General features: G+C 49.3%; 15 protein-coding genes. 8 read left to right on the top strand and 7 right to left on the bottom strand.

Going from position 1 to position 15,730, the window contains the following annotated elements; translation table 11 throughout:
- The first annotated feature begins 8 nt into the window (after nt 1–8).
- Together TSUB_RS13585 and TSUB_RS13580 are read left to right on the top strand one after the other, a co-directional pair.
- Nucleotides 9–1,055: a type IV pilus twitching motility protein PilT gene (locus tag TSUB_RS13585; RefSeq protein WP_087021974.1), complete on the top strand. Its 1,047-nt coding sequence runs from the start codon at nt 9–11 to the stop codon at nt 1,053–1,055.
- A gap of 12 nt (nt 1,056–1,067) precedes the next feature.
- Nucleotides 1,068–2,186, top strand: coding sequence for a PilT/PilU family type 4a pilus ATPase (locus TSUB_RS13580; RefSeq protein WP_087021971.1), 1,119 nt, complete (start codon nt 1,068–1,070; stop codon nt 2,184–2,186).
- A gap of 55 nt (nt 2,187–2,241) precedes the next feature.
- Here the strand turns inward: TSUB_RS13580 and TSUB_RS13575 are convergent, their stop codons facing one another.
- The 3 genes from TSUB_RS13575 to TSUB_RS13565 all read right to left on the bottom strand — a co-directional run bounded on the left by TSUB_RS13575 (nt 2,242) and on the right by TSUB_RS13565 (nt 6,623).
- Entirely contained in the window at nt 2,242–3,105 is an 864-nt protein-coding gene (locus tag TSUB_RS13575) for a U32 family peptidase (RefSeq protein ID WP_087021968.1), read from the bottom strand.
- An 18-nt stretch (nt 3,106–3,123) separates the two neighbouring features.
- Nucleotides 3,124–4,119: a ubiquinone anaerobic biosynthesis protein UbiU gene (gene ubiU / locus TSUB_RS13570; RefSeq protein ID WP_087021965.1), complete on the bottom strand. Its 996-nt coding sequence runs from the start codon at nt 4,117–4,119 to the stop codon at nt 3,124–3,126.
- Between the two features lie 464 nt (nt 4,120–4,583).
- Complete coding sequence (locus TSUB_RS13565; RefSeq protein WP_087021963.1) at nt 4,584–6,623, bottom strand: sensor domain-containing protein; 2,040 nt, start codon at nt 6,621–6,623, stop codon at nt 4,584–4,586.
- A 206-nt stretch (nt 6,624–6,829) separates the two neighbouring features.
- Here TSUB_RS13565 and ubiT point away from each other — a divergent pair, with 206 nt between their 5' ends.
- The 4 genes from ubiT (at nt 6,830) to rimI (ending at nt 8,840) form a co-directional block, all read left to right on the top strand.
- Nucleotides 6,830–7,354, top strand: coding sequence for a ubiquinone anaerobic biosynthesis accessory factor UbiT (gene ubiT / locus TSUB_RS13560; protein ID WP_087021961.1), 525 nt, complete (start codon nt 6,830–6,832; stop codon nt 7,352–7,354).
- Complete coding sequence (locus tag TSUB_RS13555) at nt 7,338–7,841, top strand: GNAT family N-acetyltransferase (protein ID WP_087021958.1); 504 nt, start codon at nt 7,338–7,340, stop codon at nt 7,839–7,841. Before ubiT ends, TSUB_RS13555 begins: the two co-directional genes overlap by 17 nt.
- A 137-nt stretch (nt 7,842–7,978) precedes the next feature.
- Nucleotides 7,979–8,380 (top strand): DNA polymerase III subunit psi, encoded by a 402-nt coding sequence (locus TSUB_RS13550; RefSeq protein WP_087021955.1) that lies wholly within the window; start codon nt 7,979–7,981, stop codon nt 8,378–8,380.
- Complete coding sequence (rimI, locus tag TSUB_RS13545) at nt 8,370–8,840, top strand: ribosomal protein S18-alanine N-acetyltransferase (RefSeq protein WP_087021952.1); 471 nt, start codon at nt 8,370–8,372, stop codon at nt 8,838–8,840. The genes TSUB_RS13550 and rimI overlap by 11 nt, the downstream gene beginning before the upstream one ends.
- 53 nt (nt 8,841–8,893) lie before the next feature.
- On the opposite strand, the gene arsB is transcribed toward rimI, so the two are convergent.
- Nucleotides 8,894–9,943, bottom strand: a complete 1,050-nt coding sequence (arsB, locus tag TSUB_RS13540) for an ACR3 family arsenite efflux transporter (protein WP_087021950.1) — start codon at nt 9,941–9,943, stop codon at nt 8,894–8,896.
- 186 nt (nt 9,944–10,129) lie between these two features.
- On the opposite strand from arsB, the gene prfC reads away from it, so the two are divergent.
- The gene (prfC, locus tag TSUB_RS13535; protein ID WP_087021947.1) at nt 10,130–11,713 is read left to right on the top strand and encodes a peptide chain release factor 3; all 1,584 of its coding nucleotides are present in this window, start codon (nt 10,130–10,132) and stop codon (nt 11,711–11,713) included.
- A gap of 115 nt (nt 11,714–11,828) precedes the next feature.
- Complete coding sequence (locus TSUB_RS13530) at nt 11,829–11,984, top strand: hypothetical protein (protein WP_192867849.1); 156 nt, start codon at nt 11,829–11,831, stop codon at nt 11,982–11,984.
- A 73-nt stretch (nt 11,985–12,057) separates the two neighbouring features.
- Here the strand turns inward: TSUB_RS13530 and TSUB_RS13525 are convergent, their stop codons facing one another.
- From TSUB_RS13525 to TSUB_RS13515, 3 genes are read right to left on the bottom strand one after another with little or no spacing between them, the layout of a single operon-like run.
- Nucleotides 12,058–13,023 (bottom strand): ABC transporter permease, encoded by a 966-nt coding sequence (locus TSUB_RS13525; protein ID WP_087021944.1) that lies wholly within the window; start codon nt 13,021–13,023, stop codon nt 12,058–12,060.
- A complete protein-coding gene (locus TSUB_RS13520) occupies nt 13,023–14,129 on the bottom strand; it encodes an ABC transporter permease (protein WP_087021942.1) in 1,107 nt (368 codons plus the stop codon). The genes TSUB_RS13525 and TSUB_RS13520 overlap by 1 nt, the downstream gene beginning before the upstream one ends.
- Nucleotides 14,126–15,685: an ABC transporter ATP-binding protein gene (locus TSUB_RS13515; RefSeq protein WP_087021939.1), complete on the bottom strand. Its 1,560-nt coding sequence runs from the start codon at nt 15,683–15,685 to the stop codon at nt 14,126–14,128. Before TSUB_RS13515 ends, TSUB_RS13520 begins: the two co-directional genes overlap by 4 nt.
- Between the last annotated feature and the right edge of the window lie 45 nt (nt 15,686–15,730).

Raw genomic sequence — 15,730 nt, 5'->3', positions numbered from 1 at the left:
AAATGTGAATGGATATCACCGAATTATTGGACTTTAGTGTAAAGCACGACGCCTCTGACTTGCATCTCTCTGCCGGGGTCCCCCCGATGATCCGTGTGGATGGCGATGTGCGAAAGCTCAGTCTACCAGAATTAACCCATGCTGAAGTGCACAAATTGATCTTTGATATCATGAATGATGCTCAGCGTCGGGAGTATGAAGAGAAACTTGAATGTGACTTCTCTTTTGCCGTACCTAATGTGGGTCGATTCCGTGTGAACACTTTCCACCAAGCACGCGGTAGCGCGGCGGTGTTCCGTACGATCCCTGAGAAGATTCCAACCTTGGATGACATCAAAGCACCAGAGATATTTAAAAATATCAGTGAGCTGCAAAAAGGTTTGGTGTTAGTGACCGGGCCAACGGGCTCTGGTAAATCGACAACCTTGGCGGCGATGGTGAATTACATCAATGAACGTTATAACCGTCATATCCTCACCATTGAAGACCCGATTGAATTCGTCCATACCAGTCAGAAGAGCTTGGTTAACCAGCGTGAAGTACACCGTGATACGCACAGCTTTAACGCGGCGCTACGTTCTGCGCTTCGTGAAGACCCGGATGTCATTCTGGTGGGTGAGCTTCGTGACCAAGAGACGATTAGCTTGGCGTTGACTGCGGCGGAAACCGGTCACCTCGTTTTTGGTACTTTGCACACCAGTAGTGCAGCCAAAACGGTTGACCGTATCATTGATGTCTTCCCGGGTAACGATAAAGCCATGGTGCGCTCGATGCTATCGGAGTCATTACGCGCGGTGATTTCGCAAACCTTGATGAAGTGCACTACGGGCGGGCGTGTCGCGGGTCATGAGATTATGTTGGCAACACCGGCGATCCGTAACTTGATCCGTGAGGACAAAGTCGCTCAGATGTACTCCATGATTCAAACCGGTGCGAGCCAAGGGATGCAGACGATGGAGCAAGCGTCGCGGATGTTGGTTGCGCAAGGGCTGGTGGAAGCGGAAGAGGCGCGACGTAAGACGGCGGGGCCAAATAGTCCACAGCAACAGATGTAGTGAGGCGTTGTCATGCAGATTAATCAGGTTTTGAACGAAATGGTCAGTGTAAAGGCATCCGACCTTTACATTACTGTGGGGGCACCTGCGTTGCTCAAAGTGAACGGTCGACTCAACCCTTATGGCGATGAGCTGTCTCAAGCGGCGGTCAACATCATGCTGAATAGCGTGATGGATGATGATAAGCGACAAGAGTTTTTTGATAGTCGTGAGGCGAACTTTGCGATCGTGCGCGATTGTGGACGTTTTCGTGTTAGCGCGTTTTGGCAGCGTGATATGCCGGGGATGGTCATTCGTCGTATCGAAACTCATATTCCACAGTTCCAAGAACTTTCGTTACCGCGAGAGATGGAACATATGGTGATGTCGAAACGTGGTCTGATTCTGGTTGTTGGGGCGACAGGCTCGGGTAAGTCGACCTCGATGGCGGCGATGACAGGGCATCGAAACCGCAATGCCAGTGGTCACATTTTGACAATCGAAGACCCGATCGAATTCGTACATGACCATGACAACTGTATTGTCACGCAGCGAGAGGTAGGACTCGATACGGAGAGTTATGAAGTCGCGCTGAAGAACTCTTTACGTCAAGCGCCAGACATGATTCTGATCGGTGAGATCCGTACCCGAGAGACGATGGAATACGCGATGATGTTCGCTGAAACGGGCCATTTGTGTATGGCGACGTTGCACGCCAACAACGCTAACCAAGCCTTAGAGCGTATTTTGCATCTAGTGCCTAAAGAACGTCGTGAGCAGTTCTTGTTTGATCTCTCTTTAAATCTTAAATGTGTATTGGCGCAGCAGTTGGTGCCTGATATTAATGGTAAAGGGCGTCATGGGGCGTTTGAGCTGCTGATCAATACCCCGCGGGTTTCTGATTTGATTCGCCGCGCTGAGTTGCATGAACTAAAAGAAGTGATGCGACGGGGTAAAGAGCAAGGGATGCGAACCTTCGACCAAGCGCTCTATCAGCTGGTGACAGACAGTAAGATCTCGGAACTGGAAGCGATGCACCATGCGGATTCTGAAAATGAATTGCGCTTGATGATCAAGCTCGGCAGCAGTGACGACAAGCCACTAGATGGCAGTGGTAGCAGTCTTAAAGATGTGAAAATCGAGATGGATTAGTTCGATGGAATCAAGAGAGGCGCAGCGAAGGCTGCGCCTTTTTTTGAGTGACGGTTTAGATGATGGTGTCCATTCCGGCGACTTTGTGCCAATAGCCATTACAGTCTCGGGTTGATAGCTTGGTCGGCGTTTGGCCGCGAAACTCGGTGACTTTCTGCAGTGTTTCAATCCCCAGCGGGGAGAGACGTACCACGTCCACCAAGCCTTGCATTGAAGCGAGATCATTTTGCAAGTTGTAGCAGTAGCCAGACTGGGTCTGAATGCCGTTTAAGGTAAAGACTTCTTGCTGCTCTTGGCTTTCAACGGTTAACCCTGTTGGATAGCGAATACAGCAGGTCTCACAGTCATCTTTGGCGCGATTTTCAGCTCGAGCGGTAAAGCAACGCGCGGAGTAGGCGAGAGGTAAGTAACCATAGCTGAAGACTTCCGTTTCAAATGCGTCACGAATACCGAGATCGTCACACTGATGCATTACTTGGGTTAGCCAGTCTCGAGAGAGCTCGACGGGCATGCACCAGCGTGTCATACCTTGGCGTACAAAACGCTTTAACGTGTGAGCGTTATAGGCATTAATGGCAGGGCCCACCACAAAAGGGACTTTTTGCTGTTCCGCAAGGCCAATGGCACCGACATCATTTGCTTCGATGGCAAATTCGCCATTGTCGACGTACCGTTTCATGATATTGACTTCACTGGGGGCTTCTAGCAGTGCCATGGTACTGAGAACAACCTGTTTGCCGTTGTCAGCAAGTTGGCGCGCGATATCGAGCCAGTCTTTTGCCTTCATTTGGCGACGTTTGGAGCAAACAGTCTCTCCCAAGTAAATGATATCGGCATCGCTACTGATCGCGTGGCGGTAGAAATCTTCTACTTCTGTTTTTGGCCAAAAGTAAAGGAGTGGGCCTAAGGCATATTTCATCGTGTTCGTCCTTCTCGCTTATTGCCAGTTGCGGTGGTAGGCGCCAAGGGTGGTTTGGCTACCTTCAGACACTTTATCGAGTGCAGCATTCCATTGCGGCTCAACTCGGTATTGCTCTGGTGATTGAAGGTAACGATCAATCGCCGCACGCCACGTTCGGGTGACTTGTTCGACATAGGCAGGGCTACGCTGGCGCCCTTCAATCTTCACAGAGGCCACGTTCGCCGCAAACAGCTCTGGCAAAATGGACAAGGTGTTTAAGCTAGTCGGTTCTTCAAGGGCATGGAAGCAGTGGCCTTGAACATGGAAGCGGCCTTTACACAAAGTCGGGTAGCCGGCGGTTTCCCCTTTGGCATAGCGGTCAATCAGGACATCATTGAGGCGGGTTTCAAGCGCATCATCGGTCTCTTGCCAACGAACAAACTTTGCGGGAGAGCAGGCGCCTACAGTATTGGGGGACTCGCCTGTCATATAGGAAGACAGGTAACAGCGCCCTTCAGACATGATGCACAAGCTGCCAAAGGCAAAGACTTCAAGCTGGACATTCGTATTGCGTGATAACTGCTTGACCTGATGGATAGAGAGCACGCGTGGCAGCACGACACGTTTGATGTTGAAGTTACGTTGGTAGTAGTCGATAGCCGCGATGTTGGTCGCAGAGGCCTGCACGGAAAGGTGCAGTTCTAAGTCGGGATACTTCTCTGCTGCATATTCTAGGATGCTGATATCAGCGATGATCAATGCGTCAATGCCAAGTGCTGCAGCATTGTCGACGGCTTGGGTCCAACGATTAAAGCCATCGGGGTGCGCAAAGGTGTTGAGCGCTACGTGGATTTTACGTTGATGGTCATGAATGTACTGCACCGCTTTTTCAAGCTTACGACCCGTGAAATTCAAGCCAGCAAAGTGGCGGGCATTGGTATCATCTTTGAAACCGATATAGACCGCATCAGCGCCACAGTCGACCGCTGTTTTTAAGGCGGGAAGATTCCCTGCCGGGCAGAGCAGTTCCATTTACACTCCCTGTAGATTGGATGAAAAGCCTCTTCCTCAGCGGCATTTGAATCCTGCAGCTTGAGGTAACTTGCGCAAAGTGTATTCCGATAGAAAAAGAATACGGTGCCTAAAGAAATATACTCAAACCACCTCAAGATGCTTGTTCAGCGAGAGTTTCTAGGCTTGTCAACAAGACACTGTTTTGAAGATCTAGTGGACTAAATCAAAAAACAGTGACGACGGTGGCGAGCCTAGAAGACTCGCCCTTCGGGAAGCGACTAGCGCCCCGATTTCTGCGTTAAAGGTGTTTGAAAGGGGAAAGCCATTTCTTCACACCTTTGCCTTGAACTCGACGCGCTAGGCCGCTTCTGAATCCTGCACCTTGAGGTGGTTTGAGTATAAGATAGTAAGGGGATATGCGGGCTGGAAGATTGATTTAAGGCAGGTTTTAGCGACTTTGTTGAACCCAAAAGCCAGCAAGATTACGCGTGCTGGCCGATGTTTTCGAGGAGTAGGCTTTCGAACTCATTGCGTGGCATCGGCTTGTAGAAATGGAAGCCTTGGATAGCATGGCATTGTAGGTTTGCCAGTAGTGTTGCTTGCTCCAGGGTCTCGACCCCTTCAGCAACGATCTGCATATCCATCGATTTACCCAAATGGATGATGCTTTCCACCAGCGTGGCTTGCTTTGGCAAGGTATCGAGATCTTTAATGAAAGCACGGTCTATTTTAAGTTCATCGAGCGGAAAGCGCGTCAAATAGGCCAGTGATGAATAACCCGTACCAAAATCATCAATAGAGAGCGCTGCACCGAGACGTTTGATCGCATTGAGCATTTGGATCGCGTGTTCGCCGTCACTCATTACCGCACTTTCAGTGAGCTCAAAGGTGATGTCACTGGGGGTGACTTGCTCATCATCAATCAGATTTTTGACATCTTTGATGAGGTTGGGGTTACCAAATTGTTGAGGTGAAAGATTAATTGCGATCCGCCCGGGCAGGATCTTGTTCTGACGCCATTGGCGTACCGAGCGAAACACCTCGCGTATCACCACTAACCCTAGTTGTTCAATTAAACCGGAGCGCTCCGCCACAGGAATAAATTGTGCGGGGCTTATATAACCTTCTACCGGGTGCTTCCAGCGCACAAGGGCTTCAGCACCACAGATCGCGAAACTGCGCGCATCGACCTTAGGTTGGTACCACACTTCAAGGGTATGATTTTTTATCGCTTTCTGTAGTTCTATCTCCAGCCAGAGACGCACGCGGGCATCTTTACTCATCTGAATATCGAAACAAACAAAGCGGTTTCTGCCCCGAGTTTTCGCTTCATACATTGCGGTATCCGCATTCTGCATCAAGGCGCGAGCATCTTTGCCATGCGCTGGGTAGTTAACCACACCAATAGAGCAGGCCAAGTGCTTACTGAAATGGAGAAGATCAAAGGGGGAATTAACCAAAGCGATGATCTCTTGGGCTAGCACTTGTGCAGAGCGCTCATGCTCCGGATTTGGCAGGATCACTCCAAATTCATCACCGCCAAGGTGACCTAGCACGGCGTTAGGAGGAAGTAACTGCTGGAGACGTATCGCGATTTCTTTTAGTACGCGATCACCAATGTGATGGCCAAGAGAATCATTGATGTTCTTAAAGTTATCGACATCAATATAGAGCATTTGCAGACTTTTCTTCGTCTGGATCATCTGCTCAAGCTGTAGGCTGAAACCATGGCGGTTCATCAAGCCCGTTAACGGATCTTTTGTTGCGATCTGCACCGAGTTCGTCGCAGCTTTGGGCAGTTTCTTTTCTACCAGCTTAACCAACTTTGCCGGTGCGCCCATCAAACTGATGTCGGTGGCCGTCACTTCCAACAAACGCTGTTGTTTCGCATGGGGAGATGTCTGACACAGTTTTACTTCACCCGTTGGGATCTGATTGAGCTGATCATCCAACACGCGGCGGGTTTGCGGATCAATGAGATAGCGACCTAATGATTGCCCTTGGAGATCTTGCTTCGGGCTGACCCCTAACAACTGAATGGCTTGCTGATTCGCTTTGAGAATATGGCTGCCTTCTGTAATACAGATGCCATCAGAGGTAAGTTGCGTCAATGCACGCAGCTGATTTTCGGCTTCTTCTAATGAGCTGAGCAAGATCTGGCGCTCAGAGGTATCAACACCATGGAGAATGATGGCTGTTGGTGCTTCATCACTGTTGCCTTGTAGCGGAGTAACACTGAAGTAGAAACTACTATCGAAATGGTGCTCACCGAGGTTTATTTCTGCTTCAACCTGCTCACCCTGAAATGCGCGGGTGTAATAAGGGGCGAGTGATTGGTAGTAATGCGCACCCAATACTTCACTGTCGTTCTTACCGATCAATTCATCGCGGTTGTAACCACTGATTTCGCAATAGCGGCTGTTTACCATCTTGTAGTTGTGTTTCTCATCAAGAATGGCAAAGAGAAAAGGGCTATTATCGGTCAGCAGTGGAAACCAATATGAAAGTAGTTCGGTGGGCATGCAACACGTCGTAGATGGTGGTGATAACTGAGTATTAACATAACACTTTAAAGGCTAGTGAGACGAAGGCAAGGATTAATTGATTTTAGTGTTGTATTGGTGGCACGCTTGTCTCAGAAAGTGACACTTTTTTTGATATAACCCCGTAATAAACAAGTGAATGCTCCTCTACAATGCGACAACACACACAGTAAAAGGATTGCATTGTGATTCGCCAATTTCATCATACCTTAGTGACTCAAGGACCGAGCTGGTTACGTTTTCCAGCACAGTTGACGCCGTTTGAAGTGAAACGTCGTGTACTGCTATCAACACTCGAGCATGTGTTTAAAGAAGCCTTGGAAGATGGCGATTTTGAATTTTTAACTGATCGCTGGTTACGGTTGAGTGTGACCGACATGCAGTTAACGGCATACATCAGTTTTGATGATGACTCTGAGTCGCTTAAAATTGCAGAACAGTGCGACGTACCCGATATTTGCTTTGAAGCAACGGCCAATGATCTAGTTCTCATTGCGGCAAGATTTGAGGATCCCGATACGTTATTTTTCCAGCGCCGTCTAAAAATTGAAGGCGACACTGAGTTAGGCTTAGAGGTGAAGAACTTAATAGACAGTGTTGATTGGGCCGTGTTGCCTAAACCACTGACCGCGATGCTGACACAATTAGCGCGCTTTATTGAAACTGGGCTCGCCCCAACAACGGAACCATTACATGCTGATCAGAACTGAAGTCCCTGCTGATATCCTTACTATTGATAAGTTGCTTAAACGTGCTTTTGAGACGCCCGCTGAAGCTGGGCTGGTGCAATCGTTGCGTGAAAACAGCAAGCTAACATTATCGCTTGTGGCGTGTGACGATGAAGGTGAAGTGGTTGGTCATATTCTTTTTTCGCCAGTGACAGTGGCGGGTAAAGACCTTGGTTGGCAAGGACTCGCACCGTTGGCCGTTGCCCCTGAGCATCAAGGCCAAGGTATTGGTCGTCGATTGATTCGTGAGGGGTTAATTACCTTAGAAGAGTTGGGCTATCCTGTGGCTGTAACCCTTGGTAATCCAGAGTGTTATGCCTCGTCAGGGTTTGAAACGGCGGCAAAACGTGGCTTAGATTGTGCTTGGGACGTGCCAGAAGAAGCATTCATGGTGTGTGAACTGATGAGTGATGCACTTGATGGGCACCATGGTCGGATTGAGTACAGTGCCGAGTTTTCCGCGCTTTAAAGGCGAGCCCAAAGGGGATGACAATGCTGCCATGGTTGCTCAATCATGGAGGTTGCCCAAGGATAATTGATTGTCAGCGTGCGTTCCCCTTAGTAGGATGCACGCTGTTTTTATTTGTGTGAGGTTTTCTGCTGCTTATGACTATCACCGCTGAGCAACGACTGAAGGCGATGGGGTTGCAGCGTTGGCAATTGCGCCATCCGCATTTCTACCCGGACTACCAGCAGCCAGTGATCAACTTGCCTGATGAGGTGGTATTGCTGTTTGTTTCCGATGCCACGCTGAATGAGCATGATGCTTGGCTATTTGGGCGCATTCTTGCCAGCATGAAGCTTGAGCCTGAACAAGCCAGGCAGTTGACATCTGACGGTGCGCTCCAGCTTGGTGAGCATCAACTGCAATGGGTTTGGTTTGCTGGATGTGAAGGAAATGCGCCCACGGGGGTGAATGTATTGAGTTCGATACCGCTGGCAGAGATGCATCAGCAACCTAACGCGAAAAAACAATTGTGGCAGCAGATTTGTAGTTATGACAGTTAATATCCACCCGTTAGGTGATGATCACCTTGATAAAGTTTGGCAGATTGAGCGTCAGGCGCATGCCTACCCATGGTCAGAAAGTCTGATCCGTAAACCCGCCTCAAAAATAGGCTTCAACCGCGTATTGTTGGTCAATGATGAAGTTGTGGGCTATTTCTATGCTCAACACGTCGCGGGTGAAGCGACGTTATTGAATGTTGCGGTCTCCCCTCAACATCAAGGAAAAGGGTATGGCCGCCAACTGGTGGAAGCGTTTTTAGAACAAAGTAAAACGCTAGGTGGCGAAGAGGCGTGGCTCGAAGTGAGAGCCTCAAATCAAGGCGCTTATTTTCTGTATGAAAAACTCGGATTCAATGAGATCAATCGTCGCGAAAATTACTATCCCAGTAAAGATGGGCGTGAAGATGCGTTGATCATGACTTGTCTGCTGCTGGACGATACGATGTTTCAGTTTTCGTAGTGAATATACTCAAGCACAAACGGCGCCGATGGGCGCCGTTTTTCATTGCGCGTTTACTTCTCTTCGCTCAATGCTGCACTGCTGGTGGGAGTCTCATCAAACCAGTGGCGCGTCTTATTGACCATATAAACGAGTGACAACATGACAGGGACTTCGACCAGCACACCGACCACAGTGGCTAACGCCGCCCCAGAGTGCAAACCAAACAGTGAAATCGCCACCGCAACGGCGAGTTCGAAGAAGTTAGATGTACCAATCAGACTGGCTGGACCGGCGACGTTATGAGGAAGACGCATTTTCTTTGCGACCAAATAGGTCAGTAGGAAAATGGCATACGTCTGAATTAAAAGCGGAATCGCGATCAGTACGATGGCTTGTGGCTTCGCGATAATGGTTTGCGCTTGAAACCCAAATAGCAGTACCACAGTGCCAAGTAAGCCGATAACAGACCAAGGTTTAAGGTGACCTAACCACTTTTGGATGTCTCTGTTTTTTTGCTCTAGCTGGCGACGTGTTATGGCACCAGCAATCACCGGAAGCACGACGTAAAGTACGACGGATAACAGTAAGGTGTTCCATGGGACCGTGATATCGCTTAAACCTAAAAGTAGTGCAGCGATAGGCGCAAAGGCGAAGACCATAATGATGTCATTGGCGGAGACTTGCACCAGCGTGTAATTGGCATCGCCTTTCGTCAACTGACTCCACACAAACACCATGGCAGTACAGGGGGCAACACCCAATAAAATCATACCCGCAATGTATTCGCTAGCCGTTTGCGGGTCGACCATATCCGCAAAAATGCCTTTAAAGAAGAGCCAACCAAGCAGAGCCATGGAAAAAGGTTTAATCAGCCAGTTAATCACCAGCGTTAGCACAATGCCTTTCGGTTTGCGGCCCACATCTTTTATCGCGGCAAAATCAATCTGCACCATCATCGGATAGATCATGACCCAGATCAGCACCGCAATCACCAAGTTCACATGGGCAAACTCGAGCTTTGCAATCACCGTAAATACATCAGGGAAAAGGTTACCCAGCAGCACGCCAGCAGCAATACTGAGCCCAACCCAAACAGAAAGATAGCGTTCAAAAATACCCATGATTTTGCCTCGCAGAATATATATGGGAAATAGCATATATGATTTTTCGAATGTGTAAACCCGGTGCTTAAAAAAGAATCATGCATTCAGATTTGAGTCTGGCGCTAATTTCAGCGAAAATAGCGCCCAATTTCGATTTAGTCCTTGCCGCAGCCTTATTGCGGTGCCAACCAAGAAGAGACTTCAATGTCAGATTATCAGCAGCACGTTTCAAAGAGACGTACGTTTGCCATTATCTCGCACCCGGATGCGGGTAAAACCACCATTACTGAAAAAGTACTCTTGTTCGGAAACGCCATCCAACAAGCGGGTACGGTGAAAGGCCGTGGCTCTAACCAACATGCGAAATCTGACTGGATGGAGATGGAGAAAGAGCGTGGTATTTCGGTTACCACCTCGGTGATGCAGTTCCCTTACAATGACTGCCTGGTCAACCTGCTTGATACCCCCGGACACGAAGATTTCTCGGAAGATACTTATCGTACTCTAACAGCGGTTGACTCCTGTTTGATGGTGATCGATGCCGCCAAAGGTGTCGAGGATCGTACCCGTAAACTGATGGAAGTTACCCGTCTGCGTGATACACCAATCGTCACCTTCATGAACAAATTGGACCGTGATATTCGTGATCCAATGGAACTGCTTGATGAAGTGGAAAGCGAGCTCAACATGGCGTGTGCGCCAGTTAGTTGGCCGATTGGTTGTGGTAAAGAGTTTAAAGGTGTTTACCACATTCACCGTGACGAGACGATTTTGTACTCAACGGGCCAAGGTCACACTATTCAAGATGTACGCACTATCAAAGGCTTGGATAACGCTGAGCTGGACGAAGCGGTGGGTGAAGATCTCGCTGAGCAGCTTCGTGATGAGCTTGAGCTTGTTATCGGTGCATCGCACGAGTTTGATCAAGAGATGTTCCTAAAGGGTGAGCTGACCCCTGTCTTCTTCGGTACGGCATTGGGTAACTTTGGTGTTGACCACATGCTAGATGGTTTGACGTCGTGGGCACCCGCGCCAATGTCACGCCAAGCGAATGAGCGTGAAGTCAACGCAGATGAAGAGAAGTTCTCTGGATTTGTCTTCAAGATCCAAGCAAACATGGATCCAAAGCACCGTGACCGTATCGCCTTTATGCGAATTGTCTCTGGTACCTATAAGCAAGGCATGAAGATGAATCATGTTCGTCTGGGTAAACAGGTGAGTATTTCTGATGCGGTGACCTTTATGGCGGGCGACCGTGCTCGTGCTGAAAACGCCTATGCGGGGGATATCATCGGTCTGCATAACCACGGAACCATTCAGATTGGTGACACTTTTACCCAAGGTGAAGCGCTGAAGTTCTCAGGCATTCCAAACTTTGCGCCAGAGCTGTTCCGTCGTATTCGCTTGAAAGATCCATTGAAGCAAAAGCAGTTGCTAAAAGGTTTGGTTCAGCTGTCGGAAGAGGGTGCCGTACAGGTGTTCCGCCCACTACAAAACAACGATCTCATCGTGGGTGCGGTCGGTGTGCTGCAGTTTGACGTGGTTGTTGCGCGCCTAAAAGCGGAGTACAACGTAGAAGCCATCTATGAGAGCGTCAATGTTGCAACCGCACGTTGGGTAGAGTGTGGCGATGCGAAGAAATTGGACGAGTTCCAACGTAAAAATCAGGTAAACCTCGCATTGGATGGTGGTGATAACTTGACGTACATCGCCCCAACCATGGTGAACTTGAACTTAGCGAAAGAACGTTTTCCTGACGTTGATTTCCGCGCTACGCGCGAGCACTAATCACGCGCGATATGCGTGAGTAAAAGTCTTAAACAAGTCACCGAATCGGTGGCTTGTTTTGTTTATGATGGCAGGAAAACAAAATGAAGATTAGCGTAAGCCAACAGGTGCCATGATGTGGAAAAAACTGAAACAATGGGTGGCAAGATATGATGCATGGTGTGCGTCGGTGGGGTTAGCGCCTGAGCAACGCCGTAGTTGTTGTCCGTTGAAAGCGGAAGATGTAAAAGCATCGAAATCAGAAGAGACACCGTCTACCGATAAAAACTAAGCTGGCCGCAGCCAGCTTAGTGGTTCTTAGTCTACTTTCGATATCTGCTAGATTCGTTTTCTACACGCTGCGATTACTCGCGCTCTTTAGTGTACGGTACACCAATGGCTTTAGGCGCGATGGCTTTACCAATGAATCCGGCGAGTAGGAAGACCGTCAGTACGTAAGGTAAGGCTTCAATGGCTTGTACTGGGATTGGGAAATCACCAATCGTCACCCCTTGCATTCGAATAGCTAACGCATCTAAGAAGCCAAAGAGTAAACAGGCCAACATAGCGGTAATCGGTTTCCATTTTCCGAAGATAAGCGCAGCTAATGCCATATAGCCTTTACCTGCACTCATATTCGGAATGAACTGTGCTGTTTGACCCACAGAGAGATACACCCCACCAATACCGACCAAAATACCGCAGATAATGAGTGCGCTATAACGCATCTTAACCACTGAGATACCGGCAGTGTCGACCGCATTTGGCGACTCCCCCACGGCACGCAAACGCAAGCCAAAACGCGTTTTGAACAGTAAGTACCAGCTCACTGGCACAGCAAGAAAGGCGACATACACTAACAGTGAATGACCACTTAGCAGGTTAGAGTACAGTGAGCCAACCAAGGGGACATCTTGCAGTGTTTCTGCCAGTGGCAGTTGGATAGGTGCAAAGCGCGCGTCACCTGTCAGTGATGGCGTCTGTCCACCTTGCTGGAACCAGTGACGTCCTAAGGTCACTGTCAGTCCTGCGGCGAGAATATTGATTGCCATACCGCTGACCACCTGATCGCCACGGTGCGTAATGGCCGCAAAGCCGTGTAACAGTGAGAGAAGTATAGAAATTCCGATCCCGGCAAACAGCCCCAACCACGCTGAGCCTGTCACATGCGCCATGGCTGCACCGGTGAAGGCTGCCGCGAGCAGCTTCCCTTCTAAGGCGATGTTAACAACGCCAGAGCGTTCACTGAACATGCCTGCGAGAGAAGCAAGAATCAGTGGCGTGGCGACTCGCATGGTGGCATCGAGCATTAAGATAATGGTATCGAACATCATGCGACTCCTTGCTTGGCGAAGAACTTAAGATAGGCTTTTTCTAGTGAGGGGCGGAACATATGCTCCAAGGCACCAGAGAAGAGGATCACCAGCCCTTGCAGGACGACGACAATATTGCGGTCGACGCCATACTCAAAACTGAGCTCGGCACCACCTTGGTATAAAAAGCCAAAGAGTAGACTGGCGAGTAACACGCCGACTGGGTGATTGCGTCCCATTAGTGCAACTGCGATCCCGGTAAAACCAAAGCCCTCAACAAAGTTAAGTTTGATTTGATGCAGCTCGCCTTGCAGCACATTGAGGCCAAAAAAGCCCGCAAGCATGCCAGAAATCAGCATGGTCACTACGATGACTTTAATGTAGTTAATGCCCGCATATTTCGCTGCGGAAGCATTCGCACCCAGTGAGCGTATCTCGTAACCCCAGCGGGTATGCCAGATAAACAGCCATACAAACAGACAGCAGAGAAGCGCGAACAAGAAGCTTAGGTTGAGTGGGCTAGCCGCCATTTCAATACCGAGTGGTGAGAGCATTTCATGCATCTTAGGCAGCCAGCTATTGGCGTTAAAGACACGACTTTCTGTCGCCATGGTATTTTCTGGCTTAAGCACATTGACCAACAAATACCCCATCAGTGATGCAGAGATGAAGTTAAACATGATGGTCGTGATCACGATGTGTGAGCCGCGTTTTGCTTGCAGATAGGCTGGGATAAAGGCCCAAGCCCCACCAAACAATGCCCCAGCTAACACCGCGACGGGGAACACAAGATACCACGGGGCATACTCGCCTAACGTTAAGCAGACTAACCCGATACCTAGACCACCGATATAGGCTTGACCTTCCCCCCCGATATTGAATAGGCCAGCATGAAAGGCGACCGCAACGGCTAAGCCTGTAAAGATAAAGCCGGTGGCGTAATACAGGGTATAACCGAAGCCCTCTGCATACCCAAAGGCACCAATCCACATGACTTTGGCGGCATCAATAGGGCTGATATCGATATAGAGGAACAAAAGTGCGGAGACAGCAAACGCAACCAACACATTGATGGCGGGCAGCAGGGCGACGTTGACCCATGCAGGTACTTTAGCTTGACTCATTGTTCACCTCCCTGAGCCACAGATTTTAGATGCTCTGGGATGATGTTGGCCATCATCAGACCGAGGGTTTTCTCATCGGCTTGTGAGGCATCGACTTCACCGACGATGCGACCTTCGAAAAAGACAATGATCCGATCAGCAAGAGAGAGGATCTCATCAAGCTCGACTGACACTAACAACACCGCTTTGTTCGCGTCGCGGCTCGCAATGATCTGCTGGTGGATATACTCAATCGCACCGATATCGACGCCTCGGGTCGGTTGACCAATCAATAAGATATCGGGATCTTGCTCCATCTCACGGGCAATGACGATCTTCTGTTGATTACCCCCAGAAAAGTTAGCCGTCTTAAGGTGGATGTCATTCGGGCGTACATCCCATTTATCCATACCTTGTTGGCAGAGATCAGCGATGGCCTTTTTATCCTGCAAGGTGCCTTTGTTGTACATTGGAAGGTGGTGGTAGCCGAGAATATAGGCTTCTTGGGCGGCGAACTTATTGATCAAGCCTTGCTTGTGTCGATCTTCTGGAATATGCCCAACCCCCATGGCGCGGACCTGACGAGGATCCGTCGGATGTTCAGCGTCAATGGTGTAGCCATTGAGTTCAATACGGCCCTTGGAAGGCGCGAGGCTGCCAGAGAGTAAACCCAGTAACTCAGATTGGCCATTCCCTGACACCCCGGCAATGCCAACGATTTCACCTTGGCGCACTTCTAGGCTGACGTTATCAACGCGCGGTACCTGATTTTCGTCGAGAAAACTGACGTTATTTACCTTGATGAGCGCTTTATCGGGGGTGGCGCTATCTTTGTCAGCTTTTAGGCGCACTTTGCGTCCGACCATGAGTTCAGCAAGATGTTCTTTATTGGTCTCTGCGGTTTTAACATGGGCAACCATGGCGCCTTGACGCATCACCGACACATTATCGGTAATGGCGAGCACTTCACGTAGTTTGTGGGTAATGATGATAACCGTCGTGCCTTGAGCACGCAGCTTATCAAGAATATTAAAAAGGTGGTCAGCTTCTTGTGGTGTGAGAACCCCAGTCGGCTCATCAAGAATCAGTATTTTGGCGTCTCGGTAAAGCGCTTTTAGAATCTCTACCCGTTGTTGGAGGCCAACAGGCAGCTCGCCAACAATGGCATCGAGTGGCACTTCAAGGCCATAATCTTGCTCGATTTTTAGGAGCTTCTCGCGGGCGGCTTGTTCGCTCTCTTTCAGCTTCCAGCCGCTTTCTGCGCCAAGAATAATGTTCTCAAGTACGGTAAAGGTGTCTACCAACATGAAATGCTGGTGCACCATACCAATCCCTGCCGCGATAGCCGCTTGAGAGTTCGCAGGGCGATAGGGTTGATGATTGACATGCATTTCACCACTGTCAGCATGGTAGAAGCCGTAGATGATGCTCATTAATGTCGATTTTCCTGCACCATTTTCACCCACAATGCCGTGGATGGTGCCGGAGGGAATTTGTAGATCGATCGCTTTGTTGGCGTGGACTGCGCCAAAACGTTTGTCGATCTGTTTTAGCTCAATGGAAAAGGTCTGCGTCACGTGTCGCCTCTGAATACAACGATACCCAAACCACAGTGTAGTGTG

The sequence above is a fragment of the Thaumasiovibrio subtropicus genome (genome assembly GCF_019703835.1).
In the GTDB taxonomy this organism is placed as follows: Bacteria; Pseudomonadota; Gammaproteobacteria; order Enterobacterales; family Vibrionaceae; genus Thaumasiovibrio; species Thaumasiovibrio subtropicus.
The sequence above is the reverse complement of the archived record's forward strand: the minus strand, read 5'-3'. Positions and strand labels throughout refer to the sequence as shown.